Here is a 25,959-nt window from a genome sequence, read left to right as displayed (position 1 = left end):
AATCGTGGTCGTAAAAGCTCGGGGGGAGAAAGTCGAGCCAGGATGGGACGTCAGGTTACCAGAGACGCCCCAGGCGCTCAATTTGCTTTACCGGTTGGCACGCCGTGGCCTTTTGTCTCAGGCCTTTTGTCTCAGGCCTTTTGTTTCAGGCTTTTTGTTTCAGGCTCTGGCGTGGACGGCTCGCTGGAGGCTCTCCAGGCGCTTGTCGCGGATGCCCAGCGCCGACAGATCCCCCACCGTGTTGTCCAGGTATTCACGACAGCTGCCCAGCACGCCACGCCCGGTGCTGAGCAGCTCGATGACCGTCTCGTCCGGCTGTCGGCCGATGTAGCGCTCGCCGTGAGGATTGACCACGAAGGCGATGCTCCAGAGCGGTCCTGCGTCGCTGACCAGCCGAACCCACCGCGGCCGATAGGCCCCGGTGAGCATCTCCCGCCGCCAGACCAGCAGCAGTTCACGCTTGAGATCTCGGGCCGGCACGCGCAGCGCCACGCCCTGGGAGGAGCCGCCCGGTGCCAGCGCCAGCATCAACCCAGGAAGATCCGGGGTGCCGCGACCATGCTCGAGCTTGAGGCAGAAGTCGCGATGGTAGCCGTAGAGCCGGCAGGTGTGGCGCTCGGCGACTTCCACGCAGGGGTTCCAGATCAGCGAGCCGTAGGCGAAGAGATAGACGCCGTCGGTCTCCTGTGCCGCGGCCGGCATCGTCTCCAGCATCTGCTGGATCGACGCCTCGAGGGCGGCCTCACTGAGCATTTCGACATCCGGATAGGCGTGCTCGAAGTGGCGACGGATCAGGTCCTGCTCCAGCACCTCCCGGGTCATCGCGATCGATTTTTCGCCGGGGTCGGCGCTGTCTTGCGGATCACTCATGAACGTTTCTCGCCGGGTGGCATCGGAATGGGCGCGTCAACGACGCGCCAGGCAAGTGACCAGCGTAACCGGACTGAGCGCGGGTGCAAGGGAGCGACGGCCGCGCTGCCATCAACCCCTGCGTCCGAGCCGGGCGCCTCGGCGCAGCAGCAGATGGAGTCCGATCGCGCCGAAGGTCGCCGTACCGATACCATCGAGGGTGAAGCCACCGAAATCGATGGAGAAGTTGCCCGCCCCCAGCACCAGCGTCACCGCCGCGACGATCAGGTTGGTGTTGTCGCTGAGATCGACCTGATTCTGGATCCAGATGCGTGCGCCGGCCACGGCGATCAGACCGAACACCACGATCGACGCACCGGCCAATACCGGCCCCGGAATGGTCTGGATCAGCGCGCCGAAGCGCGGCGAGAAGCCGAGAAGAATGGCGAAAGCCGCTGCGGCGACGAAGATCAGGGTCGAGTAGACCCGGGTCACCGCCATCACCCCGATGTTCTCGGCGTAGGTGGTAACGCCGGTGCCGCCGGCCGACCCCGACACCATGGTCGCGATCCCGTCGCCGAGAAACGCCCGCCCGATGTAGGGGTCGAGATTGCGCCCGGTCATCGCCCCCACCGCCTTGATGTGGCCAAGGTTCTCCGCCACCAGAATCACCGCTACAGGCGCGATCAGGATCGTGGCATGCCAGGTGAACGTCGGTGTACTGAAGGTCGGCATCCCCAACCAGGCGGCCTCGGCGACCGGGGTGAAGTCGATCGCCGGTCCCAGCCCCAGCCCATTGGTGACGAGCGCGTATAGCGCATAGGCCGCCACCAGCCCGACCAGGATCAGCAGCCGCTGCAGCATACCGCGGGTCAACACCGCCGCGAGCCCGATACACAGAATCGTCACCAGCGCCATCGCCGCATCGAAGCTCGAGTCGGCGACACTGGAGACCGCCACCGGTGCCAGATTGAGACCAATGGTCATCACGATCGCCCCGGTGACGACCGGTGGCAGCAGCACCTCGATCCAGCGGGTGCCCAGCGCCATGACGACGAGTCCCACCAGCGCATAGATCAGCCCGCAGACGATGATCCCGCCCAGCGCCAGACCGATGCCGGGGTTGGCTCCGCTACCCGCGTAGCCGGAGGCGGCGATCACCACGCCGATGAAGGCGAAACTGGAGCCGAGGTAGCTCGGCACCCGCCCACCGACGATGACGAAGAACAACAGGGTGCCGATACCCGACATCAGGATCGCCAGATTGGGATCGAACCCCATCAGCAGCGGCGCCAGCACCGTTGAGCCGAACATCGCGACGGCATGCTGGATGCCCATCAGCAGCGTCTGGGGCGTCGACAGGCGTTCATCAGGGGCAACCAGCCCGTCTCGGCTGGGGCTCACCCGCCGCCAGTGGGGAAACCAGGATGACATCGAAAAGCTCCGTTTTGGGCGCGCCGACACCCCCTGAACCGGGCTCGGATCAGGGGCGACATCGGGCGGTAGCGAGTGCGATTGGCGACGCATTCTACCCGCGCGGCAGCGCCGCGCCCACTCCCGCGGCTTCTCGGGCACACGTTCGCCCCTCGCCGATCACACCCCCGACCCGAAGCAGGTCACCCAGCGCTGATCTATGCTGAGGCCACGGCTGACACGCAAAAACGGCCAGGGGGAACGTGACGAAGCGCACGCCACGGGAGTCCGCGTCGGGATGGCGCGCCCCGGGCAAGGGCCACCGTCCCCCAGGCCCGTCGTCAGCTCCGCGAGCGCAATTACAGGGAGACGTTATGCAACGCTATGACTACCTCATCGTCGGTGCCGGCATGGTGGCCGCCAATGCCGTCGCCGGCATCCGTGAGCACGACCGCGATGGCAGCATCGGCATTCTGGGCGAAGAGCCCAACGGCCCGGTGACGCGTCCGGCGCTCTCCAAAAAGCTCTGGACCGACCCGGAGTTCACCTACGACAAGATCTGGATGGCGCCGGAGGCGGATGACGACAACACCACGCTGCATCTCGACGCCCGCGTCACCCAGATCGACCGCGATGCCAAGACGGTCACGCTCGAGACCGGCGACCGTGTCGGCTACGGCAAGCTACTGCTCGCGACCGGCGGTGCCCCGGTGCGCCTCGACATCCCCGAAAGCGAGCGCGTGCGCTACTTCCGCACCGTTGCCGACTACGACTATCTGCGCGAACTCGCCGGGCACGGCCTTCACATCGTCGTCGTCGGCGGCAGCTACATCGGTACCGAGCTCGCCGCCGCGCTGATCCAGAACGACTGCCGCGTCACTCTCGTCTACCCGGAAGCGGTGCTGGCCGGGAGCATGCTGCCGCCCTCGCTGGCGGACCGCTTTCACCAGACCTATCTCGATCACGGCGTCAATCTACTCGGCGGACGCAAGGTCAAAAGTGGCAGCGAGAGCCATGGCAAGGTCACGCTCGAACTCGACGATGGCAACCAGCTCGTGGCGGACGCGGTGGCGTTTGGCCTAGGGGTTGCGCCCTGCATCGAGCTGGCCGAGAACGCCGGGCTCGAGATCGACGGCGGTATCGTCGTCGACGAGCGGCTGACCACTGCGGACGCGGCGATCTTCGCCGCCGGCGACGTGGCCACCTACCCGGACAGAATTCTCGGCCGCTGGCACGCCGAACACGTCGACAACGCCAATCAGATGGGGAGCACGGTCGGTCACATCATGGCCGGCAGCGATGAAACCTACGACCATACGCCCTACTTCTACTCGACCGTTTTCGATATCGCCTGGAAGGCAGTGGGCACGCTCGATAGCCATCTCGACATCATCGAGGACGCCGACGCCGACGGCGACTCGGGGGTCTATTATTACCTCGAGGCGGGCCGGGTAAAAGGCGTCCTGCTGCTCAATCTCGACGCCGATAAGCTCGACGACGCCCGCGCCGTGCTCGCCGATACCTCGACGCAGGATGAAACGACGCTCATCGGCCGCATCTCCCGCGATTAGTCACGGTGCACCTCAACGACTCACGCCGGGCAGGAGGCCCGGTTCATGCGTCAACGCGGCCCGCCTCATGCCTCAACGAGACCCGGTTTACGCCTCAACGAGGAGAGCCCGCAACAGGCCAAAAAAAGCGCGCCGGCAGTGATGCCGGCGCGCTTGTGGTTGGACCGCAGGGCCGAGGCCCGGCCGGTTCAGTCGAACGTCAGACGCGACGTGATGATACCGGCGCGGCGCTCGATCTCCTCGAGCATGCCCTGACACTCTTCCGACATGCCGCTGTCGTGCGTCTTCGGCAGCGTGTAGAGCGCCTGAAGCTTGTAGAGATCCGACATGACCTGATCGCGATCGTCGCTGCCTTCCAGCACGTGTTCTTCCAGCGCCCGCATGTAGCCGTTCGCCTGGTCCAGAATGCTGCGTTCAAGCCTGATCATATCGACCTCCTTGCTGCTCGTGATGCGTATGAAGCGCGCCACTGTATAGATTTGACCGGCGCGATACTACCGCCGATCTCATCGATCCCGCGCCCACCTGTCATACCTTGAGGTAGTCGAGAATGCCCTCGGCCGCCTGACGACCCTCGAAGACCGCGGTCACCACCAGATCGGAGCCACGCACCATGTCGCCGCCGGCGAACACCTTTTCGTTGCTGGTCTGGTAGGCGTAGCGCTCCATCTGTGCCGGGATTTCCGGTGCCAGCACCCGGCCGCGTTCGTCGACCTCGATCTGATGCGTGTCGAACCACTCGATCTCGCTGGGCTGAAAGCCGAACGCGATGATCACGGCGTCGCACGCAAGCACCTCTTCCGAGCCCGGCACGACCTCGGCGCTACGGCGCCCCTTCTCATCCGGCTCGCCCATGCGCGTCCGCACGAGCTTCACGCCGTCGACTTTGTCATCCCCGACGATGGCCACCGGCTGGCGATTGAAGAGAAAGTCCACGCCCTCCTCGCGGGCGTTGGCCACCTCCTTGCGTGAACCCGGCATATTCTCTTCGTCGCGGCGGTAGGCGCAGGTCACGCTGGTCGCACCCTGGCGGATCGAGGTGCGGTTGCAGTCCATGGCAGTGTCGCCACCGCCGAGCACCACCACACGCTTGCCGGTCATCGAGACGTAGTCGGCAGGATCCTTCTCGAAGCCTAGCGTGTGGTTGGCGTTGGTGATCAGAAAATCGAGCGCCTTGTGGACGCCGTCGATATTTTCCCCCGGGAAGCCCCCGACCATGTACTTGTAGGTTCCCATACCCAGGAATACCGCATCGAACTCGTCGTCGAGCTGCTCGAAGGTGGTGTCTCGACCGATCTCGACACCCAGTCGAAATTCGACGCCCATCTCCTCGAACACCGCACGGCGACGCTCCATGACATGTTTCTCGAGCTTGAACTCGGGAATCCCGAAGGTCAGCAGGCCCCCGATTTCCGGATAGCGGTCGTAGACCACTGGCGTCACGCCGTTTCGGATCAGGATGTCGGCGCAGGCAAGTCCTGCCGGGCCGGCACCGACGATCGCCACCCGCTTGTCGGTCATCACGACCTTGGAGAGGTCGGGGCGCCAGCCCATGGCGAACGCGGTATCGGTGATGTACTTCTCGATCGAGCCGATGGTGACGGCACCGAAGCCGTCATTAAGCGTGCAATCCCCCTCGCAGAGCCGGTCCTGCGGGCAGACGCGGCCACAGACTTCCGGCAGCGAGTTGGTGCGGTGCGACATCTCGGCGGCTTCGAGGATGTTGCCCTCGGTCACCAGCTTCAGCCAGTTCGGAATGTAATTGTGAACCGGGCACTTCCATTCGCAGTAAGGATTGCCGCAATGGAGGCAGCGATGCGCCTGGCTGGCCGCCTCGGCCGGCTTATACGGCTCGTAGATCTCGGCAAACTCTTTCGAGCGGCGGCGCGCGTCCTTTTTCTGCGGATCTTGGCGCCCCACGTCGATGAACTGAAAGTCGTTGTTGAGACGATTTGGCATGGTCTATCTCCTCACTCCGACGCCGGTCGCTACCGGCGCCGTGACGCATTCGCGGCTAACGCCGGCTCACTCGGGCTGGCGCCGGGATTGGGCCATAAGCCCGTTGAGACTCGCGGCCTTGGGCTTCACCAGCCAGAAGTGACGGATGAAGTTGGAGAAATCTTCGAGAATCTCCTGCCCGCGGGCGGAACCAGTCTCCTCGACGTACTCGGTGATCACCTCGCGCAGATAGCGCCGATAGGCCTCCATCGACTCCGTGTTGACCCGGTGAATGTCGACCAGCTCGTGGTTGTAGCGGTCGACGAAATCACGGCTCTCGTCGAGCACATAGGCGAAACCGCCGGTCATCCCCGCGCCAAAGTTGACGCCGGTATTGCCGAGTACGCAGACCAGTCCCCCGGTCATGTACTCGCAGCAGTGATCGCCCGCCCCTTCGATGACCGCCAGCGTGCCGGAGTTGCGCACCGCGAAGCGCTCGCCGGCCGTCCCGGCCGCAAACAGCTTGCCGCCGGTGGCGCCATAGAGGCAGGTATTACCGATGATCGCCGTCTCGTGGCTCTTGAAGCGGCTAGCGGCCGGCGGCGTGACCACCACCTTACCCCCATTCATGCCCTTGCCGACGTAGTCGTTGGCATCGCCCTCCAGATAGAGATGCAGGCCGCGGGCGTTCCAGACGCCGAAGCTCTGCCCGGCGACGCCGGTAAAGCGCGCCGTGATCGGTGCATCCTCGAGCCCCGCTTCGCCGTAGCGCTTGGCGATCTCACCGGAGACCCGAGCCGCCACCGAGCGGTCGCAATTGGTAATACGAAAGCTGAAATCGCCGCCGGATTTGGCCTCGATCGCCGGCAGCAGCGCGTCGAACACTTCCTGGTTCTTGGCCGCAGGGTCGTGCGGTTCGTTGCGGCTGACCTGGCAGAACTGCGGCGCCTCCTTCGGCACGAAGTCGTTGGCCAAAAGCGGCGTGAGATCCAGTTTGCGCTGCGCCGCCGTCTGGCCTTCGAGGAGTGTCAGCAGATCGGTGCGGCCAATCAGGTCGGTCAGCTTGGCCACCCCGAGCAGCGCCATCAGCTCGCGCACCTCTTCAGCGATGAAGCGGAAGTAGTGCTTGACCATGTCCACGGTGCCGCGGAAGTGCTCGTCACGCAGATCCTGGTGCTGAGTGGCGACACCGGTGGCGCAGTTATTGAGATGGCAGATCTTCAGATACTTGCAGCCTAGCGCGACCATCGGCGCGGTGCCGAAGCCGAAACTCTCGGCGCCGAGAATCGCCGCCTTGACCACGTCGAGCCCGGTTTTCAGGCCGCCATCGGTCTGCAGGCGAATCTTGTCACGCAGTCCGTTGATACGCAGCGCCTGATGCACTTCGGGCAGACCCAGCTCCCACGGGCTACCGGCATGGCGGATCGAGGTAATGGGGCTCGCCGCCGTTCCCCCGTCGTAGCCGGAAACGGTGATAAGGTCGGCATAGGCCTTGGCCACGCCGGCGGCGATGGTGCCGATGCCGGGTTCCGAGACCAGCTTCACCGAGACCTGAGCGGTCGGATTGACCTGCTTGAGATCGAAGATCAGCTGCGCCAGATCCTCGATCGAGTAGATATCGTGGTGCGGCGGCGGCGAGATCAGCGTCACCCCGGGGACCGCATAGCGCAGCCGGGCGATGGTCTCGTTGACCTTGCCGCCGGGAAGCTGACCGCCCTCGCCGGGCTTGGCGCCCTGCGCGACCTTGATCTGCAGCACCTCGGCGTTGGCGAGATAGGCCGGCGTCACGCCAAAGCGGCCCGACGCGATCTGCTTGATCTTGGAGGAGCGGATGGTGCCGTAGCGCACCGGGTCCTCGCCGCCCTCCCCGGAGTTCGAGCGCCCCCCGGTCTCGTTCATCGCCTGCGCCAGCGCCTCGTGGGCTTCCGGCGACAGCGCGCCCAGGGACATGCCGGCGCTGTCGAAGCGCGGCAGCAGGTTCTCGACCGGCTCGACCTCCTCCAGCGGCAGCGGCTCGGGAGCCGGCTTGAGCGCGAGCAGGTCGCGAATGGTCGCCACCGGACGCTCATTGACCAGCCGTGCGAACGCTTTCCATTTGGTGTAATCGCCCTGCTGCACCGCCTGCTGAAGCAGCATCACCACGTCCGGGTTGTAGGCGTGGAACTCATGGCCATGGACGTACTTGATCAGTCCGCCCTGCTTGATCTCCTTGCGCGACACCCAGGCATCGCGCGCGGCCAGCGCCTGCTGCATCTGCAGCTCGCTGAAGCCGGCCCCCTCGATGCGCGACTTCATGCCGTCGAAACACATCGCCATCACCTCGCCGCCAAGCCCCACGGCCTCGAAAAGCTGCGAGCCACGGTAGGAGGAGATCTGCGAGATCCCCATCTTGGAGAGGATCTTGAACAGCCCTTTCTGCATGCCCTTGCGATAGTTCTCGCGGGCGTCCGCCGGGTTGCCCACCAGCTCGCCGGTGCGGTGCATGTCCGCCATCACCTGATAGGCGAGATAGGGGTAGACCGCGGTGGCCCCGACGCCGAAGAAGACCGCCATCTGGTGAGCATCACGGGCATAGCCGGTCTCCACGACCAGATTGACCTTCGGCCGCAGCGCCAGCTTCGCCAGGTGGTGGTGTACCGCGCCCGTGGCCAGCAGCGCCTGGATCGGCTGTTTGCCCTTCTCAAGCTCGGCATCCGACAGCACCAGAATCACCTTGCCGTCGCGGGCGGCCTGCTCGGCGTCATGGCAGAGAACCTTGAGCGCCTGCTGAAGCGAGGTGGTCTCCGGATCGTAATGCAGGGGCAGGTGATGCGAGGCGAACGCCGGATCGTCTCGGCCCAGCAGCGCGGTGAACTTGCGCGGCGAGAGCACCGGCGTGGTCAGGATCAGGCGATTGGCGTGCTCGGAGGTCGCCTTGAAGACGTTGAGCTCGGAGCCCATGCAGGTCTCCAGCGACATCACGATCGCCTCGCGCAGCGGATCGATCGGCGGATTGGTGACCTGAGCAAACTTCTGACGGAAGAAGTCGGTGAGCAGACGGTTCTGGCGCGAGAGCACCGCCATCGGCGTATCGTCGCCCATCGAACCCACGGCTTCCTGGCCGCTCTCGGCGAGCGGGCGCAGTAGCTGGTCGCGCTCCTCGAACGTCACCGAGTACATCTTCTGATAGACGTCGAGCTCGTCGGCATCCATCGGCTGGAAACGCGCCAGCTCGGTGAGCGCGGACTCCAGATAGTGCGCATGATCCTTGAGCCAGCGACGATACGGATACTGCGACTTGAGCCGCTGATCAATGTCATCCGTGTGCAGCACTTCACCGGTTTCGGTGTCGACGGCCAGAATCTGCCCCGGCCCGACGCGCCCCTTGGCGACCACCGACTCCGGCGCATAGTCCCAGACGCCGACTTCCGAGGAGAGCGTGATATAGCCGTTGTCGGTGATCACCCAACGCGCCGGGCGCAAGCCGTTGCGGTCGAGCATGCAGAGCGCATGCCGGCCTTCGGTCATGACGATGCCGGCGGGGCCGTCCCACGCCTCCATGTGCATGGAATTGTATTCGTAGAAGGCGCGCAGATCGCCATCCATGGTCTCGACGTTCTGCCACGCCGGCGGCACCATCATGCGCACCGCGTTGTAGAGCTCCATGCCCCCGGTCAGCAGCACCTCCAGCATGTTGTCCATGCTGGAGGAGTCGGAACCGCTGGTGTTGACGATCTCCTCGAGACCGTCAACGTCCGGCAGCAGTTCGCTGACGAAGTTGGCCTTGCGCGCGTTGGCCCAGCTGCGGTTGGCCTCGATGGTATTGATCTCGCCGTTGTGCGCCATGAAGCGAAACGGCTGCGCCAGCGGCCAGCGCGGTGCGGTATTGGTCGAGAAGCGCTGGTGGAAGACGCAGATCGCCGTCTCGAGACGCTCGTCGCCGAGATCCTGGTAGAAGGTCGGCAGGTCGGCGGGCATCATCAAGCCCTTGTACGAGACCACCTTCGAGGAGAGCGAACAGATGTAGAAGTTCTCTTCGTGCCGCAGCGTCTCCTCCGCCCGGCGACGCGCCATGAAGAGCTGAACGTTGAAATCGGCATCCGACTGCTCGGCGTCGCCCTCGACGAAGACCTGACGGATTCGCGGCAGGCAGTCGAGTGCCATCGGTCCGCAGACGCTGGGGTCGGTCGGTACGTCTCGCCAACCGCGCACCTCGAGACCGCGCGCCGCGAGCTCGTTTTCTACCGTCTTGCGCGCTTCGGTTTCCAGCGCATCGTCATCGGGAAAGAACACCACGCCGACGGCAAAGCGCTCGCCGAGCTCGGCGCCGAGCGCTTCTTGCGCGATGTCGCGCATGAACGCCGTGGGCATCTTCAGCAGCAGACCGCAGCCGTCACCCGTCTTGCCATCGGCAGCGATACCGCCGCGGTGCGTCATGCACGTCAGCGATTCGATCGCCGTCTCGAGCAGATCGTGACTGGCCTGCCCCTCCATGTGTGCAATCAACCCGAAGCCGCAGTTATCGCGGAACTCCCCGGGCTGGTGAAGACCTCTCATCATGGGCGTGCCTCACAAAGCTTGTTCAAAAACCGAGCACCTGACCTGGGGCCATGGGGCTTGCATTTGGTCGATCACCAAATATACTGGAGGGTTTTTTATTATTACCGTCACCGGTCACTGGCGTATTTTGGCGCCTCAGGACGCTCTGTCGCGATCACGTTGATTCGCAAAAAGGTCGGCCAGAATAGCCAGTCCGGCTCGGTGGCGCAATCTCTCAGCCCCCCGTTACCCCGGGCATTTCCATTACAAATCGGCAACTTATATCAAGCGCTCGCAAAATTACCTGTCATCTCAAGTGGTTAAGAGGCGACCTTAGACCAAAGTCTAATGTCGACACCTCGCCCCGTACTCGGTATCTCGCACCCATGCCGATCCGACATGGAACATGCCAATAAAAGAATAATGAGCCGACAGCACGCAAAGACCTCCGCCGACTGCGCACCGCCGGCACGATGACGAAAGAGCCGCGAGGCATGCCCACGGCCGCGCACCGCGCCGACAGGACGCGCCGGCACGATGACGAAAGAGCAGCGAGGAGTGGAAAATGGGGAGTGAAGAGTGAGGAAAGAGAGACGGGAGAAAGTCTCGACCGACAGTGACCGCCGGGCGATCACCCGGCGAGAGGCACTCGGCCGCGAATCAGCACGACGCCCAAACGGGGGCCAGCGGCCCAGGACGCCGGTCGTGAGCGACGATCAGTCGCGAGGAAAATCGCGAATCAGGGCTTCGAGCATCTCGCTCGGCGTGTCATCGCGGATGACGGCGCGCCCCAGCGACTCGAGGAGGATCAATCGCAGACGAGCATCGACGTTTTTCTTGTCCAGACGCATCCGGGCCAGAAAATCCTCCACCGTCATGCCGGCGGGCGCCACGACGGGGAGACCGGCTGCCTGGAGCAGCGCCTGCACACGCGCGACATCCGTCGCATCGAGCCAGCCGCGGCGCTCGGAGAGACAGGCCGCCATCAGCGTCCCCGCCGCTACCGCCTCACCGTGAAGCCAGTTGCCGTAGCCCTGATGCGCCTCAATGGCGTGCCCGAAGGTATGGCCGAGGTTGAGCAACGCACGCACGCCCTGCTCGGTCTCGTCCTCAGCAACAACCTCTGCCTTGATTTCGCAGCTGCGCCGAATGGCGTGGACGATCGATTCGTCATCCAACCCGCGCAGCGACTCGACGTGACCTTCCAGCCAGGCCAGAAACTCGGCGTCGCGGATAAAGCCGTACTTCACCACCTCGGCCAGGCCTGCGGAGAACTCTCGCGGCGGCAGCGTCGCCAAAGTCTCGGTGTCGATGATCACCGCTTTCGGCTGCCAGAAGGCGCCGATCATGTTCTTGCCACGGGGATGATTGACGCCGGTCTTGCCGCCCACGGAGGAGTCGACCTGTGACAGTAGCGTGGTTGGGACCTGAATAAAGGCGACGCCACGCTGGTAGCTTGCCGCTGCATATCCCGCCATGTCACCGATGACGCCGCCACCGAGGGCGATCAGCGTGCAGCGGCGATTGAACCCTGCCGCCAGCAGCGCATCCCAGATCCGCTCGACAGAGGCGATCGTCTTGGTCGACTCGCCGTCAGGAAGGATCACCTCGCGCACGTCGAGATCGGCGCCGGCCAGCGTGGCCTTGAGCGATTCGAGATAGTGTGGCGCGACGGTCTCGTTGGTGACGATCATCACCTGACGCCCGGCGAGATGCCCCACCAGCCGCTCGCGGTCGCCCAGCAGACCGGCGCCGATATAGATGGGATAGCTGCGCTCGCCCAGCGAAACAGTCAGCGTGGTCGCGGATCGCGGGGACGCGGCAGGCGAGGTTGCGGATGACATGAACAAATTACCTTGAGTGGTAGAGCGTTGCCTTGACCGCCAGCGGCTCGTGAAGTCGTGTGGCACGGCGAACGATATCGGCGACGACGCTGCGCGGGCTGCGCCGATCGGTACGGATGATGAGATCTGCCGTATCGCGGTAGAGCGGATCGCGAATGGCGAAGAGATCGCGCAGGACCTGCTCGGGATTGGCGTTCTGCAAAAGCGGACGGTTACGATCGCGCGCCGTGCGGCGAATCTGCTGCTCCACCGTGGTCGCGAGATAGACCACAATGCCACGTTCGCGCAGCAGCGCCCGGTTGACCTCGCGCATGATGGCGCCACCGCCGGTCGCCATGACGATCTCGTCGCGCCGACTCAGCTCGTCGAGCATCGCCGTCTCACGATCGCGGAAGCCCACCTCCCCCTCGACGTCAAAAATCCACGGGATATTCGCCCCGCATCGCGCCTCGATCTGATGGTCGCTATCCAGGAAGTCGCGCTGCAATTCGGCCGCCAAAAGGCGGCCGATCGTGCTTTTGCCAGCCCCCATGGGACCGACGAGAAATAGATTGGGGAGCGAGCGCATTAGCGAATGGCCAGTCCGTCCTCGATGATCTTGGGCGTAATGAATACCAGCAATTCTACCTTTTCGTTGCTTTCCTGGGTATAGCGGAACAGATTGCCGATCAGCGGCAGGTCCCCAAGCCACGGCGTCTTGAACAGCGTGCGCAGCTGTTCGGAGGTCAGAATGCCGCCCAGCACCACGGTTTCGCCGTTTTCGACCAGCACCTGGGTCTCGATTTCGTTGGTATCGATCGCCGGCGCACCATCGAATCGCGTGTCAGAGATATCGTCATTGTTGATGCGCAGATCCATGATAATCCGGTCGTCCGGGGTGATCTGCGGCGTCACCTCCAGCGACAGCACCGCCTCCTTGAACTCAGTGGTGGTCGCGCCGCTGGAGGAGGCTTCCTGATAGGGCACCTCCTGCCCCTGCTTGATCACCGCGGTGCGCTGATTGGCGGTGATCACCTTGGGCTGCGAGATCGTCTGACTCTTGCCCTCGCTCTCCAGCGCGCGCAGTTCCAGATCGATCAGCACGTCACCGGAGAGATAGCCGAAACTGAAGGCGCTGGCGGGATTGATCGCGTTGCCCAGATCCACCGCCAGCCCACCCCCGTAGGGCGCCGGATCGTCCGATGTCGTGGGCACTGACGCCGGGTCACCATTGGCGGCACCGCTGCCGCTACCCCGCGGGCGATTGCCAAGGTCGAAGTGACGACCGGCCGCAGCGGAGACGCCCCAGTTGACGCCGAGTTCACGGGCGGCGCTGTCACGGGCGATGACGATGCGCGCTTCGATCTGCACCTGCTTGACCGGCACGTCCAGCTGGTCGAGCGTCCGCCGGATCGCTTCGAGCTGCTCGCGGGTATCCTGCAGGATCAGGGTATTGGTGCGCGGATCGACCGCCGCCCGGCCCCGCTCCGACATCAGCCCCACACCCTCGCCGCCGCGCAACAGCGCGGCGAGGTCCTCGGCCTTGGCGTAGCGGACCTGGAGAAACTCAGTGGCGAGCGGCGCCAACTGCTCGGACTGCTCACGGTTTTCGAGGGTCTGGCGCTGCAGGCTCGCAAGCTCTCCCGCCGGAGCGACCATCATCACCTCGCCATTGCGGCGCGATGCCAGCCCCCGGCTCTGAAGGACCAGATCCAATGCCTGATCCCAGGGCACGTCGACCAGGTTGAGCGTCACACTCCCCTGCACGCTATCGCTGGCGACCACATTGAGCCCCGAGACATCCGCGATGATGGAGAGCACGTCGCGGACCGCGATATCCTGAAAATCGAGCGTAATGCGCTGCCCCGTATAGCTCGGCCCCGCTTCCTGCTGCGGGCGCTGAATGCTGCCGACAGGCGCCAGCTCCACGCTAAGCCTGCGTCCGCTCTGCGTGACCAGCGGCTCGACGTCGTCTGTCGAGCGAATATCGAAGCTCACGCCATCGGCCCGGCGACGGGGAACGATACGCTGGACCGGCGTACCGAAGTCGCTGACATCGAGCGCCTGGTACTGCTCGTCGGGCAGCGTCACGCCCGGCAGAGTCAGCGTGATATCCCGCCCGCGACCGCTCACTTCCGCGGCAACGCCGGGGCGGTCGAGCCCAAGCACCAGCTGACCGACACCGCCTTCGCCACGCCGAAAGTCGATCGAACCCACGCGTGGCTCGCCGGTCGTGAGATCGCGCCCCTGCGCCAGCAACGACGCGCCGCGCCCGGAGGCATCGACTGACTCGCCGATGGCGGCTGCCGCCAGAAACGATGTCGGTGGCTGACTGCGCTGCGCCGTTTCGCGGCGGGAGGCGTCGCCACCGATATGCACGATGACCCGACTGTCGCCGCGCTCCAGTCGGTAGTCGCTGGCGGCGGCGAGCGCGAAGACCAACCGCGTCCGCGCCCCGGCGCCGAGTACGCGGACCGACTCGACGCCGCCGGTGTCGACGGCGAATCGCGGTTCGGCGAGGCCGCTACGCGTCCCGGCCAGATCGAGGACCAGCCGCGGCGGAGCGTCGGTGCGATAGCCGCGAATCTCCGGTAGCCCGCCGACGAAGTCGAGTCCGACATCAAGCCCCTGACTGCCGCGATCGGTGAACGCCATCGCCGTCAGCGTCGGTGCTGCCCAGACGAGCGGCGCGACACCCCAGAGCGCCAGCGCCAACAGCCAGGCGATGGGAGAACGTATCACTGTCATCGACTGCTCCTCTCTCGACCGCCGCCGGCGTCGCCGTCGGTGTCGCGTGGTGTCATCAGTAGTTGGCGAGGCCGCTCCATCCAGTGCCCCTGGGCGTCGCGCACGGTCTCCACGAGCGACAGCTTGCGCTCGCCGACCGCGACGACCTGGCCGTCGTCTCGCCCGAGGTAGTCCCCAACGAAGAGGCGATGCACACGGCCCTCCGGCGACCGAATCAGACCCGAATCACGACCGCCGACGCTGAGCGTGCCCACCAGCTCGAGACTCTCGAGATCGAACGCCTCCAGCGGCTGACTCGCCCGAGCGGCGTCCGGCAGCGGCGCCGCTTCGGTGGCACTCTCCCTGGAGGCGGCAACGTCGGCAACGAAGGGGCTGCGCCGCTCGCGCTGGCGATAGTCGACCGCCTCGAAGGACGGCATCTCGGGGAGCTCGGCAATCTGACCCTGGGGCGCATGGCGCAGGGCATCGAGGTGTGACTCGAGCGCGCCGAGATCGGCATCGGCACAGCCGCCGAGCGTGAGCCCGAGCAGCGTCGCCAGCGCGAGCGGCCGCGAGCGACTCATGGCACACCGCCGGCGGAATCGGTGTCGGCATCGTCGCGGTAGCGGTAGGTCTTCGCGAGCATGACCAGACTCAGACGATCACCCTGTGGCGCGAGGGTAAAGTCGTGAAGCGTGACGATGCGCGGCATCGCCGCCACGTCGGCCAGGAAAGCGGCGATGGCGTGATAGCTGCCCTGCACCTGGATATCGAACGGCTGCTCGTAATAGAACGTCTGCGCCACGGCGGGCCGAAGCTTGATGCTGTCGATGTCGAGCTGATGCTCTCGGGCCGCATCGCTGATCGCGTCGAGCAGCGCCGGCACTTCGGCGTCCGACGGCAGCATCTCCAGCGCGTGATCCATGCGCGCCTGCAGCTCGTCGCGTTGCGCCCGCATGTCGGGCAGATTGATCGCCTGATAGGAGAGCGACTCGAATCGCTCCAGCGCCTGCATCTCATCGCGAACCAGGCGCGCGTGAGCCTCTCTCGGCTCTGACCCGAGCCACCACTGCACGCCACAGGCGACGACCGTGAACAGGACGAGTGCCATCAAACCCTGCAGCAGCAGCGGCCAGCTGCCCGCCTCCCGGACGTCGAGCTCGCGAAGCGGCGCCTGACGCAACTGGCGCCACTGTTCACGGCTGGCCCGCCCAAGTCGTGCGAGGGCGCCGCTGTCGCCGAAACGGCTCATGGCGTCGCCTCCAGGGTCGTCGCGCCCAACGCCCGCTCGTCGACGCTCATATGAAACTGCTTGGGGGCATTCGGCCCGTCACCGGACTTGACGTTGGCGAGCAGCGGCGTACTGAAAACCGGGCTCTGCGCGAGTGCGCGCATCTGCGACGAGACCTGGCGATTGGCGCTGGCGACGCCGCTGATCTCGAGCCGCGCCCCGCGGCGCTCGAGTGCGGTGTAGACCACGCCGTCGACCAGCGTGGCGGCGAGCTGGTCGACAACGCGGACGGTCAGCGGCCGACTGGCCTGGAGCTGGGTGATCAGCTCGATCTGCGCGAGCATGCGCTCGCGCAGACGACGAAAGTCGCGCACCGCTTCGATGTCTCGACTCAGCACCGCGGTGTGGCGCTCGATCATCGCCATCCTCGCCTGCTGCGCGCGCAGTAGCGCCTTCTCGTGCTGGGCAACTCCCCAGCCAAGCAGCAAGCCGAGTAACAGCGTGAGCAACATCGCCTGCTTGAAGCGTCGCGTGCGCTGCTCGCGACGTCGCTCGCGCCATGGCAGTAGATTGATCGTGATCCCGGCCTTCCGCGCCTGGGTCGCGTCGGCCAGGGTCGACGCCCCGGGCAAGACACCGGCACTCCCACGAGCGTCGGCCGGCTTGCGAAACGCCCTGCTCTCGGCCGGTGTCATCGGTGACTCCGCATGGCGAGACCGCAGGCGGTGAGCATGGCCGGGGCGTCGGCGGCGAGCGCGCCGCGGTCGACCCGAGAGTGCACGCGCATGCTGGCGAAAGGATTGGCGAGAATCGACTCCAGCCCGCTCTGGGCGCGCAGACGCTCGGCGAATCCCGGCAGCGCACTCGAGCCACCGGCGAGAATGATGTGCCGGATCTCATCCTGCCCGGCGGCGGTATAGTAGAGCTGTAGCGAACGGCCAATGTGCTGGATCAATGTATCGAGGAAAGGGGTCAGCACTCGCTGCTCGTACGCGTCGGGCAGCCCCCCACGCTTCTTGGCCCGACCGGCTTCCTCGAAGCTCATGCCGAAGCGCTTGCTGATGGCGTCAGTCAGTTGGCGACCGCCGTAGAGATTGTCACGGCTATAGACGATGCGCCCCGCCTTCAATACGTGGAACGCACACAGGTTGGCACCGATATCGACGAGCGCAGTGGCGTTGTCGTCAGGCACGTTGATCTGGGTCACGAGCTCTCGCCAGACCCGCTCCAGCGCGAAGCCCTCGACGTCCACCGCGACGACCTCTAGCCCGGCTTCCTCAAGGGTCGCGGTAAGCGTCTCGATATCCTGCATCCGACAGGCGACCAGCAGCACCTCCTGCTGGTCGTCATACCGGCCCCGGGTCCCCAGCCGCTGAAAATCGAAAGCGACTTCATTGAGCGGGAACGGCACGTACTTCTCGGACTCCATCTGGATACGCGCTTCAATGTCGTCGTCACTGAGTGACGCCGGCAGCGTGAGCGTGCGGGTAATCGCCGCCGAGCTTGGCACGGCGACGACGGCCTGGCGGGATTTCAGGCTGGCGTGCTCGAGCGCGCGGCCCAGCGCATCGACCACCTCGGCGCGGTCGCGGATGCGACGCTCGATGACGGCCCCTTCGGTGAGCGGGCGCACCGCATAGCTGTCGATACGAAAGCCATCGCCGCGGCGTCCGAGTTCCAGGAGCTTGACGGTGGCGGAAGTGATGTCGACCCCGACCAACCCCTTTGCGGACCTTTTCAGACGCAGCACTGTCCCACCCCGTTGAAGCCGAGAACCCAGATATCGGTTAACGGCCTCGAACCGGTCGACTTGAGACATTTCGTTACATTTATTCCGCATAACTTGCAGGAAGCGGTCTCTGCGAAACTGGCCCCGGCTGAGCCGCGTCCATATAATGCCCGCATCATTTCGGGACCCCGAGCGGTCACGCGCGCTCCCTTTCCCGCGGCCACGCCACTCCACGGCCGGATCGCCACCAGCCAAGGAATCACGTTCAGACCATGAAGCTTTTCACCCGCCTACTCACGACCGTGTTCTGGCTGATCGTCTCGCTAGGCGCAGGCGCCGTGCTGGCGGTCGTCGGCGCCGCGCTCTATTTTGCGCCCGGCCTCCCCGACGTCCATCAACTGCAGAACTACGAGCTTCAGACGCCGCTCAGGATCTATACCGAAGACGACAAACTGATCGGTGAATACGGTGAAGAGCGCCGGATGCCGGTCAGTTACGACGAAATTCCCAAGCCGCTGGTGAATGCCCTGCTGGCCGCCGAGGATGCGAGCTTCTTTACCCACCCGGGCGTCGACCCCAAGGGCCTCGCCCGCGCCGCCGTCGAACTCGCCTCCTCCGGCAACATCCAGTCCGGCGGCAGCACCATTACCATGCAGGTGGCGCGAAACTATCTGCTGACGCTCGATCAGACCTTTACCCGTAAGATTCGCGAGATTCTGCTGGCGCTGCAGATGGAGCAGATTCTCGACAAGGGCGAGATCCTCGAGCTCTACGTCAACAAAATCTATCTCGGCCACCGCTCCTACGGCGTGGCGGCGGCGGCGAACACCTATTACGGCAAGCCGCTCGCCGATCTGACCCTCCCCCAGTTCGCGATGATCGCCGGGCTGCCCAAGGCCCCCTCGAGCCTCAATCCGATCGCCAATCCGGAGCGCGCACTGATCCGCCGCAACTGGATCCTCTATCGCATGCGTGAACTCGGGTCGATCGATCAGGCGACCTACGACGAGGCGGTGAAGGCCCCCATCACCGCGAGCCGTCACACCGCCCAGGCCGAAGTCGACGCGCCCTATGTCGCCGAAATGGCACGCGCCTACGCGGTCGAGCGCTTCGGCGACAAGGCCTACACCGACAACATCCGCATTACGACAACGCTCGATAGCCAACGCCAGACGCTGGCCCGCGACGCTCTGGTACAGGGACTGATCGACTACGACACCCGCCACGGCTGGCGCGGTGCGGAGGAGCAGGACATACCGCCGAGTCTGGTCGAGGCCCAGGACCGCACCGAACGTCAGGGCCTGGAAGAAGAGCTCTCGGAATCGCCGGAGGTGATTCAGACCGCCCGCCAGGCGGCGCAGAGCAGCCAGGCAAACATCGAGGGCGTCGACGGCGACGTGAGCAACTGGCTCAAGGTTCTGCAGCGCACCCCCAACTACGGACCACTGCGCCCGGCGATCGTTATCGACTCCAGCGGGCGCGAGATGCGCGTTCTCAATGCCGATGGCGAGGTCATCACGCTCGACTGGGACGGCCTGAGCTGGGCTCGTGAGTACAAGAGCGCGAAATGGCGCGGCGGCGAGCCGGCCAATGCCGCCGCCATTGCCGACCGCGGCGATCTGGTCCGCATCATGCGCGACGGAGATCAATGGCGACTCTCGCAGCGCCCGGGGGCCGAGGGGGCGATCGTCGTCCTCGATCCCAAGACCGGCGCCATCGAAGCGCTGCAGGGTGGCTTCAGCTTCGAGGCAAGCAAGTTCAACCGTGCGATCCAGGCCCAGCGTCAGGTCGGTTCCAACTTCAAACCGTTCGTCTACCTGGCCGCTCTGCAGGAAGGCGGCATGACGGCGGCGACCATCATCAACGATGCACCCATCGTCATGTCGCAGTTCAGCGGCGAGGACTGGCGCCCGGAGAATGCCGAACAGCGCTTCCAGGGACCCACCCGCCTTCGCGTCGGCCTGTATACCTCGCGCAACCTGGTCACGATTCGCATCCTGCAGTCGCTCGGACTCGACAATGCGCTCAACTTCCTCGAGCGCTTCGGCTTCTCCCGTGACCGTCTTCCCCACGGGCTGTCACTGGCGCTGGGTAGCGCCTCGCTGACACCGCTGGAGATCGCCAACGCCTACGCGGTGCTGGCCAACGGCGGCTTCCAGGTCTCGCCCTGGTACATCGACCAGATCACCCAGGGTAGCCAGAACACCGTGGTCGAAGAGGCCAACCCGCTCGTGGCGTGCCGCGACTGCGCGCCGGATGCCACCCAGACCGACGTCGACGGCGAACCTCGGCGTGTAGCGCCGCGCGTGGTCGACGAGGACGCGCTCTATATTCTGCGCAGCATCTTGCGCGACGTCATCGAGCGGGGCACCGGGCGTGCTGCACTCACCCTCAATCGAGGCGACATCGTCGGCAAGACCGGCACGACCAACGACCAGCGTGACGCCTGGTTCTCCGGGTTCAACGATGCACTGGTGACGACGGTCTGGGTGGGCAAGGACGACAATACGACGACCGCGGAGTACGGTGCTCAGGCGGCGCTACCGATCTGGAAAGCCTTCATGGGCCCCGCACTGGAGGGGACGCCGGAGGCCACGCCGCCGCGTCCGGCGAACATTGTCTCCGCGAAGATCGACCCCGATACGGGCAAGCGTCTTCACGACGATCAGCCCGGCGGCATCAGCGAAATCTTCCGCCGCGACAATCTGCCGGCGTACCAGCCGCGAGGCATGCGGCCCGAGCTCGAAGACGAGAGCGGCTCTCAGGGCACCGGCACCTACGAAGCGATTTTCTAGCGGCTCTGGCCCGGGGTGCGACGCCCCGGGCCGATCACGCCTCCACTCACCCTGGCTACCGACCGCCGCCGCGCCAAGAGAGACGTCATGCCCCTGCCCCGCTGTCGATGGCTACTCCTGTCCGGCTGTCTCCTGTCGATGCCCGCTACCGCCGACCTGTTCTACGCACCACCGGCACCCGAGGCCGATGCGCCGAACTTCAGCGGCAGCGCCGAACTCGGCTATACCCGCCTTACCGGCAACACCGACACCCAGACACTGCTGGCCAGAGGGCGTTTGACCTGGCTCACGGGACGCTATACGCACACCTTTCGCGCCGAGACGCGAAGCGTCCAGGATCAGGAAAGCACCACCTCGGAGCGCTATCTGGCGGCCGCGCGTGAGCGCTACGAACTCGCCGACGACAACTACCTGTTCGGCTTCGCCCGCTGGGAACGCGACCGCTTCAGCGGCTACGCGTCGCAGCTCACCACCATTGCCGGCTACGGCCGACAACTGCTGACGGGACCGACGCACACCCTCTCGGCGGAAGCCGGCCCCGGCTATCGCCACGACGCCTACGCCGAGGGCGGCAGCGACAATCTCGCCCTGGCCTACTCGGCGCTGGACTACACCTTCAACTTCAGTGACGACATCTCGTTCGAGCAGGAGATGTCCGCGGAAGCGACGCACATCAGCGTGACCACGCGGTCGCTGTCGACCATCACCTCGCAGCTCAACTCGCATCTCGCGCTTCGCGTGGCCTACGACGTCAAGAGCAACACCCACCCACCGCCGGACGCCACCGCCCGCACCGACACCACGACGTCGGTCTCGGTCCTCTATAGCTGGTAACCCACCGCCAGCGGTTTTGAATCACTGAGCACTCACTGAGCACACCCCGGACACGACGATGCCGCCCCGAGAGGCGGCATCGTCGTGTCTGCAAGGCGCGCGTCGCTCAGCGCTCGCCGTAGATATCCTCGACGCTTTTCAGCGGATAGTGCGCCGGGTAGGGCTTGGTCGCCACACCGGTCTCCACCGCCGCCTGCGCGACCGCCGCCGGAATGCGCTCGAGCAGCCGCGAATCCACGGGCGTGGGGATGATGTAACCCCGGCCGAATTCGAGCGATTCCAGTTCGTAGGCGTTGAGCACTTCCCGAGTCACCGGCTCGCGGGCGATATCCTTGAGCGCGTGCACGGCAGCAATCTTCATCGCTTCATTGATCGTCGATGCACGTACGTCCAGCGCACCGCGGAAGATGAACGGAAAGCCGAGAACGTTATTGACCTGGTTCGGGTAGTCGGAGCGCCCGGTCCCCATGATCACGTCGTCGCGAGTCTGGCGCGCGAGATCCGGGTGAATCTCCGGATCGGGATTGGAGCAGGCGAAGACGACCGGGTCGGCCGCCATTTTCTTGAGCTGCTCCGGCGACAGCAGATTCGGCCCGGACAGTCCGACGAAGACGTCGGCGCCATCGATGGCGTCATCCAGCGTTCGCCGCTCGGTCACGGTAGCGAACTGCGCCTTGTGTGCGTTGAGGTCGTCACGGCCGCTGTGAATCACGCCCTTGCGATCGAGCATGTAGAGATTTTCGGCTCGCGCCCCGCACTCGATGAGCAGCTTCATGCAGGCGATCGCCGCCGAGCCCGCCCCGAGGCAGACGATACGCGCCGACTCCAGGCGCTTGCCGGCAATGTCCAGCGCGTTGAGCATGCCGGCCGCGGTGACGATGGCGGTGCCGTGCTGGTCGTCGTGAAAGACCGGAATGCTGCAGCGCGACTTCAGCGCCGCCTCGATCTCGAAGCACTCCGGCGCCTTGATGTCCTCGAGGTTGATGCCACCCCAAGTGTTGGCGATATTGGCAACGGTATCGATGAACGCCTGCGGGGAGTCCGCTTCCACTTCGATATCGACAGCGTTGATGCCTGCGAAGCGCTTGAACAACACCCCCTTGCCTTCCATTACTGGCTTGCTCGCCAGCGGCCCGAGATTGCCGAGTCCCAGAATCGCACTGCCATCCGAAACCACCGCCACGAGATTGCCCTTGCCGGTATAGCGATAGGCGTTCTCCGGATCGGCGGCGATCTCGCGACACGGCTCGGCGACACCCGGGCTGTAGGCCATGGCGAGATGCTTGGCGGTTTCCGTCGGCTTGGTGATTTCCACGGAGAGTTTTCCGGGGATCGGCTTGGCGTGGTAGTCGAGCGCCGCCTGTCGCTTATCGTCACTCATGAGAGCGGGTATCCCTGTTGGGTCGGCAGAAGTGCCGCCAAGCGTATAGAAAAAAACCGGATCTCACAATCTTACAAGATATTCACTTTTGACGATTTTTAATCGCTCGTTTGAAACTTTTGGAGCCATTTGGCAACACTTATACATGTTTATTCAGGCATAACGCATTGCTTATCGACGGCGCCGGGTCGCGACGGTTCAACGCCGGATTCAGCGGCTGTGCATCAGGATGATAGACACAAAAAAGCCCGCCGAAGTGGCGGGCTTTTCGATCGACCCCCGAAGGCGTCGACGGGCGATCAGTTGCTGCGAACGGCACCGAAACGCTTGTTGAAACGCTCGACGCGGCCACCGGTGGTCGCCTGCTTCTGCTTACCGGTGTAGAACGGGTGGCACTGCGAGCAGACATCGAGATCGAAGCCGTGGTTCGCGGTGGTACCGATAGAGTGAGTCGCGCCACAGGAGCAGGTCGCTGTAGCCTTGTTGTACTCAGGATGGATACCCTGTTTCATCGTGAAGCCTCGCTTTGCGGTGCACCGCCACCTGGTCATCTGCCAGGCACCGTACACGGATTAGGAAGTAGCGGTTAACTCCCGCGGGTCCGGCACGCCTAGAATCCCGAAGTTGTCGCCATGAGCGTATAATCCGCTCGCGCCGTCAGCGATCTCGATCACTCTGATCGCTGGAAACCCCGGATAAGAGACGCATCCTACGTCGGAAGGCGAAATATTTTAGCAGCATTCTTCATGGAGGCCAATTGGCTGATACTGAGGCCCCCACGACCGTTGCGCACGCCGAACCGCAGGTATTGCGGGTCGCCGTCCCCACCCCGCTGCGCCGGCTGTTCGATTATCGCCCCGGGCCGGTCCCTCCGGCCGGCGGCTGGCGAGCCGGGCTGCGAGTCAAAGTCCCGTTCGGCCGCCGCGAGCTGGTGGGCGTCGTCGCCGAGTGCGCCGCAACGAGCGACCTCGACGCCGCCCAGCTCAAGCCGATCGTCGCCTGTCTCGACGACGAGCCGCTCCCGGCGGACTGGCTCTGGCTCTGCGCCTTCACCGCCCGCTACTACCAGCACTCGCCAGGGGATACCTTCCAGCACGCCATGCCCGGCCCGCTGCGTCAGGGCCGCCCGCTGGAGGCGCGAACCCGGGAGCGATGGCATCTCGAAGCCGAGCCGACGCAGGCACTCGCGAGACTCACCCGCGCGCCGAAACAGCAGGCGCTGGTCGAACTGCTCGCCCAGCACCGGCACGGCCTGGTGACATCGGCCATCACCGCCCAGGGGTTTACCCGCGCCCAGCTCCAGAGCCTGCTCGACAAGGCGCTGGTGACACGCAGCGAGGAGCCGCTCGCCGCCGCCCCCGCGGCGGCAGGACCGCTGCTCGCCGAACCATCGCTATCGCTCAACCGCGAGCAGGCACAGGCGCTCGCCACGATTCATGAGGGACTGGAGCGCTTTCACCCCTGCCTGCTCCACGGCGTCACCGGCAGCGGCAAGACCGAGGTCTATCTCCAACTGATCGAGAGTGCGCTGAGTCAGGGCCGACAGGCGCTGGTATTGGTACCGGAAATCGGCCTGACCCCGCAGACGCTGTCGCGCTTTCGCAAACGCTTTCGCGCCCCCGTGGTCGCGCTGCACTCGGGGCTGACCGATCTCGAGCGACTCGATGCCTGGGAGGCCGCGCGCAGTGGCCGCGCGCCGATCGTGATCGGCACCCGTTCAGCGATCTTCACGCCCTTGGCGCACCCTGGCGTGATCATCGTCGACGAAGAGCACGACGGCTCTTTCAAACAGCAGGACGGGCTGCGCTATCACGCCCGCGATCTCGCCATCGCCCGCGCCCATCACGAGGGCATCCCCGTGCTGCTCGGCAGTGCCACGCCGTCGCTGGAGAGTCTTGCCCATGCGAGAAGCGGGCGCTACCGGCACCTGCGCCTGACCCAACGCCCCAGCCGTCACGCCCCGGCCAAGCTGGAACTCGTCGACCTGCGAGGACGAATGCGCCAGGGCGGCCTGATCCCGCCGGTGATCGATGGCATCCGTCAGGCGCTCAACGCCGGCGGGCAGGTGCTGGTCTTCATCAATCGTCGCGGCTTTGCGCCCACTCTCGCCTGTCACCAGTGCGGCTGGATCGCCGAGTGCCGCCACTGCGACGCACGCATGACGCTGCATCGCCAGCCGCCGCGACTGGTCTGTCATCACTGCGAGCACCAGACGCTGCAGCCTGACGCCTGCCCCACCTGCGACAGCGCCGATCTGCGCCCGATGGGTGCCGGTACGGAGCGAACCGAAGAGACACTCTCGACGCTCTTCCCCGAGGTGCCGATTCATCGGGTCGATCGTGACAGTACCCGCCGCAAGGAGGCGTTCGATCAGGTGCTCGGCGAGATCCGCCGGGGTGAACCGAGTCTGCTGGTGGGCACCCAGATGCTTGCCAAGGGCCACCACCTTCCTCACGTCACCCTGGTCGTCGTGGTCAACGCCGATGCCGGCCTCTACGCCAGCGACTTTCGCGCACTGGAGCACAGCGCCCAGCTGCTGGTGCAGGTCGCCGGTCGCGCCGGTCGGGCGGATCGCGCGGGTCGCGTGCTGGTCCAGACGCTTCATCCCGACGACCCCAACCTGCGACTGCTGGCGGACAACGGCTACGATGCACTCGCCTATCAGCTGCTCGAAGAGCGGCGTCTGGCGATGCTGCCGCCATTTCGACGCCTGGCCCTGGCACGCTTCGAAGCGCCGCGAGAAGGCGACGCCACCACCGAGGCAGAAGCCGCCGGCGACGCACTGCGCGCCTGGCTCGGGGAACGCCGGGAGCGCGGACAGGCGCTCGACGTCCACTGCCTCGGTCCGGTACCGGCCCCCATGGAGCGGCGCCAGAACCGCTACCATCTGCAGCTTTTGCTCTCCGCGGATAAGCGCAGCGAGCTGCACGAGGCGAGTGCCTGGCTGGTGGCCTATCTGGAGCAGCACGCCTCGCGGCGGGTGCGCTGGTCGCTGGACGTCGACCCCGTGACGCTGGTGTGAGCCCCATTCCAGCCGCACCCCGAGCCGCCCCCAGAGCCGCACGTTGCACGCATTGCGCGCACCTGCCGGCAGCCAGGTGGCTTCCGGTCGCGCGGCAGGGTTTAAAGCCATGCGCCAATCGCTGATAA

General features: G+C 65.2%; 18 protein-coding genes. 4 read left to right on the top strand and 14 right to left on the bottom strand.

Annotated features, from left to right (window positions below):
- Nucleotides 1-159 precede the first annotated feature (159 nt).
- The gene (locus DOM41_RS08005; protein ID WP_110686298.1) at nucleotides 160-870 is read right to left on the bottom strand and encodes a gamma-glutamylcyclotransferase; all 711 of its coding nucleotides are present in this window, start codon (nucleotides 868-870) and stop codon (nucleotides 160-162) included.
- 111 nt (nucleotides 871-981) lie between these two features.
- A complete protein-coding gene (locus DOM41_RS08000) occupies nucleotides 982-2,283 on the bottom strand; it encodes a solute carrier family 23 protein (RefSeq protein WP_110686297.1) in 1,302 nt (433 codons plus the stop codon).
- A 353-nt stretch (nucleotides 2,284-2,636) separates the two neighbouring features.
- On the opposite strand from DOM41_RS08000, the gene DOM41_RS07995 reads away from it, so the two are divergent.
- Entirely contained in the window at nucleotides 2,637-3,833 is a 1,197-nt protein-coding gene (locus DOM41_RS07995) for an NAD(P)/FAD-dependent oxidoreductase (RefSeq protein WP_110686296.1), read from the top strand.
- Nucleotides 3,834-4,021: 188 nt separating this feature from the next.
- Here DOM41_RS07995 and DOM41_RS07990 read toward each other — a convergent pair whose 3' ends face one another.
- The 10 genes from DOM41_RS07990 to pilM all read right to left on the bottom strand — a co-directional run bounded on the left by DOM41_RS07990 (nucleotide 4,022) and on the right by pilM (nucleotide 17,817).
- Nucleotides 4,022-4,261 (bottom strand): hypothetical protein, encoded by a 240-nt coding sequence (locus DOM41_RS07990; RefSeq protein ID WP_157956884.1) that lies wholly within the window; start codon nucleotides 4,259-4,261, stop codon nucleotides 4,022-4,024.
- A 100-nt stretch (nucleotides 4,262-4,361) separates the two neighbouring features.
- Nucleotides 4,362-5,792, bottom strand: coding sequence for an FAD-dependent oxidoreductase (locus DOM41_RS07985; protein ID WP_110686294.1), 1,431 nt, complete (start codon nucleotides 5,790-5,792; stop codon nucleotides 4,362-4,364).
- Nucleotides 5,793-5,858: 66 nt separating this feature from the next.
- Complete coding sequence (gltB, locus tag DOM41_RS07980; protein WP_110686293.1) at nucleotides 5,859-10,310, bottom strand: glutamate synthase large subunit; 4,452 nt, start codon at nucleotides 10,308-10,310, stop codon at nucleotides 5,859-5,861.
- Nucleotides 10,311-11,005: 695 nt separating this feature from the next.
- Nucleotides 11,006-12,133, bottom strand: coding sequence for a 3-dehydroquinate synthase (gene aroB, locus DOM41_RS07975; RefSeq protein ID WP_110686292.1), 1,128 nt, complete (start codon nucleotides 12,131-12,133; stop codon nucleotides 11,006-11,008).
- 7 nt (nucleotides 12,134-12,140) lie between these two features.
- Nucleotides 12,141-12,701 carry a shikimate kinase AroK gene (gene aroK / locus DOM41_RS07970; RefSeq protein WP_110686291.1) on the bottom strand — a complete coding sequence of 187 codons (561 nt, stop codon included), beginning with the start codon at nucleotides 12,699-12,701 and terminating at the stop codon, nucleotides 12,141-12,143.
- A complete protein-coding gene (locus DOM41_RS07965) occupies nucleotides 12,701-14,860 on the bottom strand; it encodes a type IV pilus secretin PilQ (protein WP_110686290.1) in 2,160 nt (719 codons plus the stop codon). Before DOM41_RS07965 ends, aroK begins: the two co-directional genes overlap by 1 nt.
- Nucleotides 14,857-15,423 carry a pilus assembly protein PilP gene (locus tag DOM41_RS07960; RefSeq protein WP_110686289.1) on the bottom strand — a complete coding sequence of 189 codons (567 nt, stop codon included), beginning with the start codon at nucleotides 15,421-15,423 and terminating at the stop codon, nucleotides 14,857-14,859. The genes DOM41_RS07965 and DOM41_RS07960 overlap by 4 nt, the downstream gene beginning before the upstream one ends.
- Nucleotides 15,420-16,091, bottom strand: coding sequence for a type IV pilus inner membrane component PilO (locus DOM41_RS07955; RefSeq protein WP_110686288.1), 672 nt, complete (start codon nucleotides 16,089-16,091; stop codon nucleotides 15,420-15,422). The genes DOM41_RS07960 and DOM41_RS07955 overlap by 4 nt, the downstream gene beginning before the upstream one ends.
- On the bottom strand, nucleotides 16,088-16,765 hold the full coding sequence (locus tag DOM41_RS07950; protein ID WP_110686287.1) for a PilN domain-containing protein: 678 nt from the start codon (nucleotides 16,763-16,765) through the stop codon (nucleotides 16,088-16,090). The genes DOM41_RS07955 and DOM41_RS07950 overlap by 4 nt, the downstream gene beginning before the upstream one ends.
- Nucleotides 16,762-17,817 (bottom strand): type IV pilus assembly protein PilM, encoded by a 1,056-nt coding sequence (pilM, locus tag DOM41_RS07945; protein ID WP_245391797.1) that lies wholly within the window; start codon nucleotides 17,815-17,817, stop codon nucleotides 16,762-16,764. Before pilM ends, DOM41_RS07950 begins: the two co-directional genes overlap by 4 nt.
- Before the next feature lie 254 nt (nucleotides 17,818-18,071).
- Here pilM and DOM41_RS07940 point away from each other — a divergent pair, with 254 nt between their 5' ends.
- Together DOM41_RS07940 and DOM41_RS07935 are read left to right on the top strand one after the other, a co-directional pair.
- The gene (locus tag DOM41_RS07940) at nucleotides 18,072-20,594 is read left to right on the top strand and encodes a penicillin-binding protein 1A (protein ID WP_110686285.1); all 2,523 of its coding nucleotides are present in this window, start codon (nucleotides 18,072-18,074) and stop codon (nucleotides 20,592-20,594) included.
- 87 nt (nucleotides 20,595-20,681) lie between these two features.
- Nucleotides 20,682-21,428 carry a DUF481 domain-containing protein gene (locus tag DOM41_RS07935; RefSeq protein WP_110686284.1) on the top strand — a complete coding sequence of 249 codons (747 nt, stop codon included), beginning with the start codon at nucleotides 20,682-20,684 and terminating at the stop codon, nucleotides 21,426-21,428.
- Nucleotides 21,429-21,534: 106 nt separating this feature from the next.
- On the opposite strand, the gene DOM41_RS07930 is transcribed toward DOM41_RS07935, so the two are convergent.
- Together DOM41_RS07930 and rpmE are read right to left on the bottom strand one after the other, a co-directional pair.
- Nucleotides 21,535-22,809: a malic enzyme-like NAD(P)-binding protein gene (locus DOM41_RS07930; RefSeq protein ID WP_110686283.1), complete on the bottom strand. Its 1,275-nt coding sequence runs from the start codon at nucleotides 22,807-22,809 to the stop codon at nucleotides 21,535-21,537.
- 299 nt (nucleotides 22,810-23,108) lie between these two features.
- Nucleotides 23,109-23,321 (bottom strand): 50S ribosomal protein L31, encoded by a 213-nt coding sequence (gene rpmE / locus DOM41_RS07925; protein ID WP_110686282.1) that lies wholly within the window; start codon nucleotides 23,319-23,321, stop codon nucleotides 23,109-23,111.
- A 245-nt stretch (nucleotides 23,322-23,566) separates the two neighbouring features.
- Between rpmE and DOM41_RS07920 the strand changes: the two genes are divergently transcribed.
- Nucleotides 23,567-25,831, top strand: coding sequence for a primosomal protein N' (locus tag DOM41_RS07920; RefSeq protein ID WP_188112373.1), 2,265 nt, complete (start codon nucleotides 23,567-23,569; stop codon nucleotides 25,829-25,831).
- Nucleotides 25,832-25,959: the final 128 nt, after the last annotated feature.

Source organism: Salinicola aestuarinus, from assembly GCF_003206645.1.
Lineage (GTDB): Bacteria > Pseudomonadota > Gammaproteobacteria > Pseudomonadales > Halomonadaceae > Salinicola > Salinicola aestuarinus.
The sequence above is the reverse complement of the archived record's forward strand: the minus strand, read 5'-3'. Positions and strand labels throughout refer to the sequence as shown.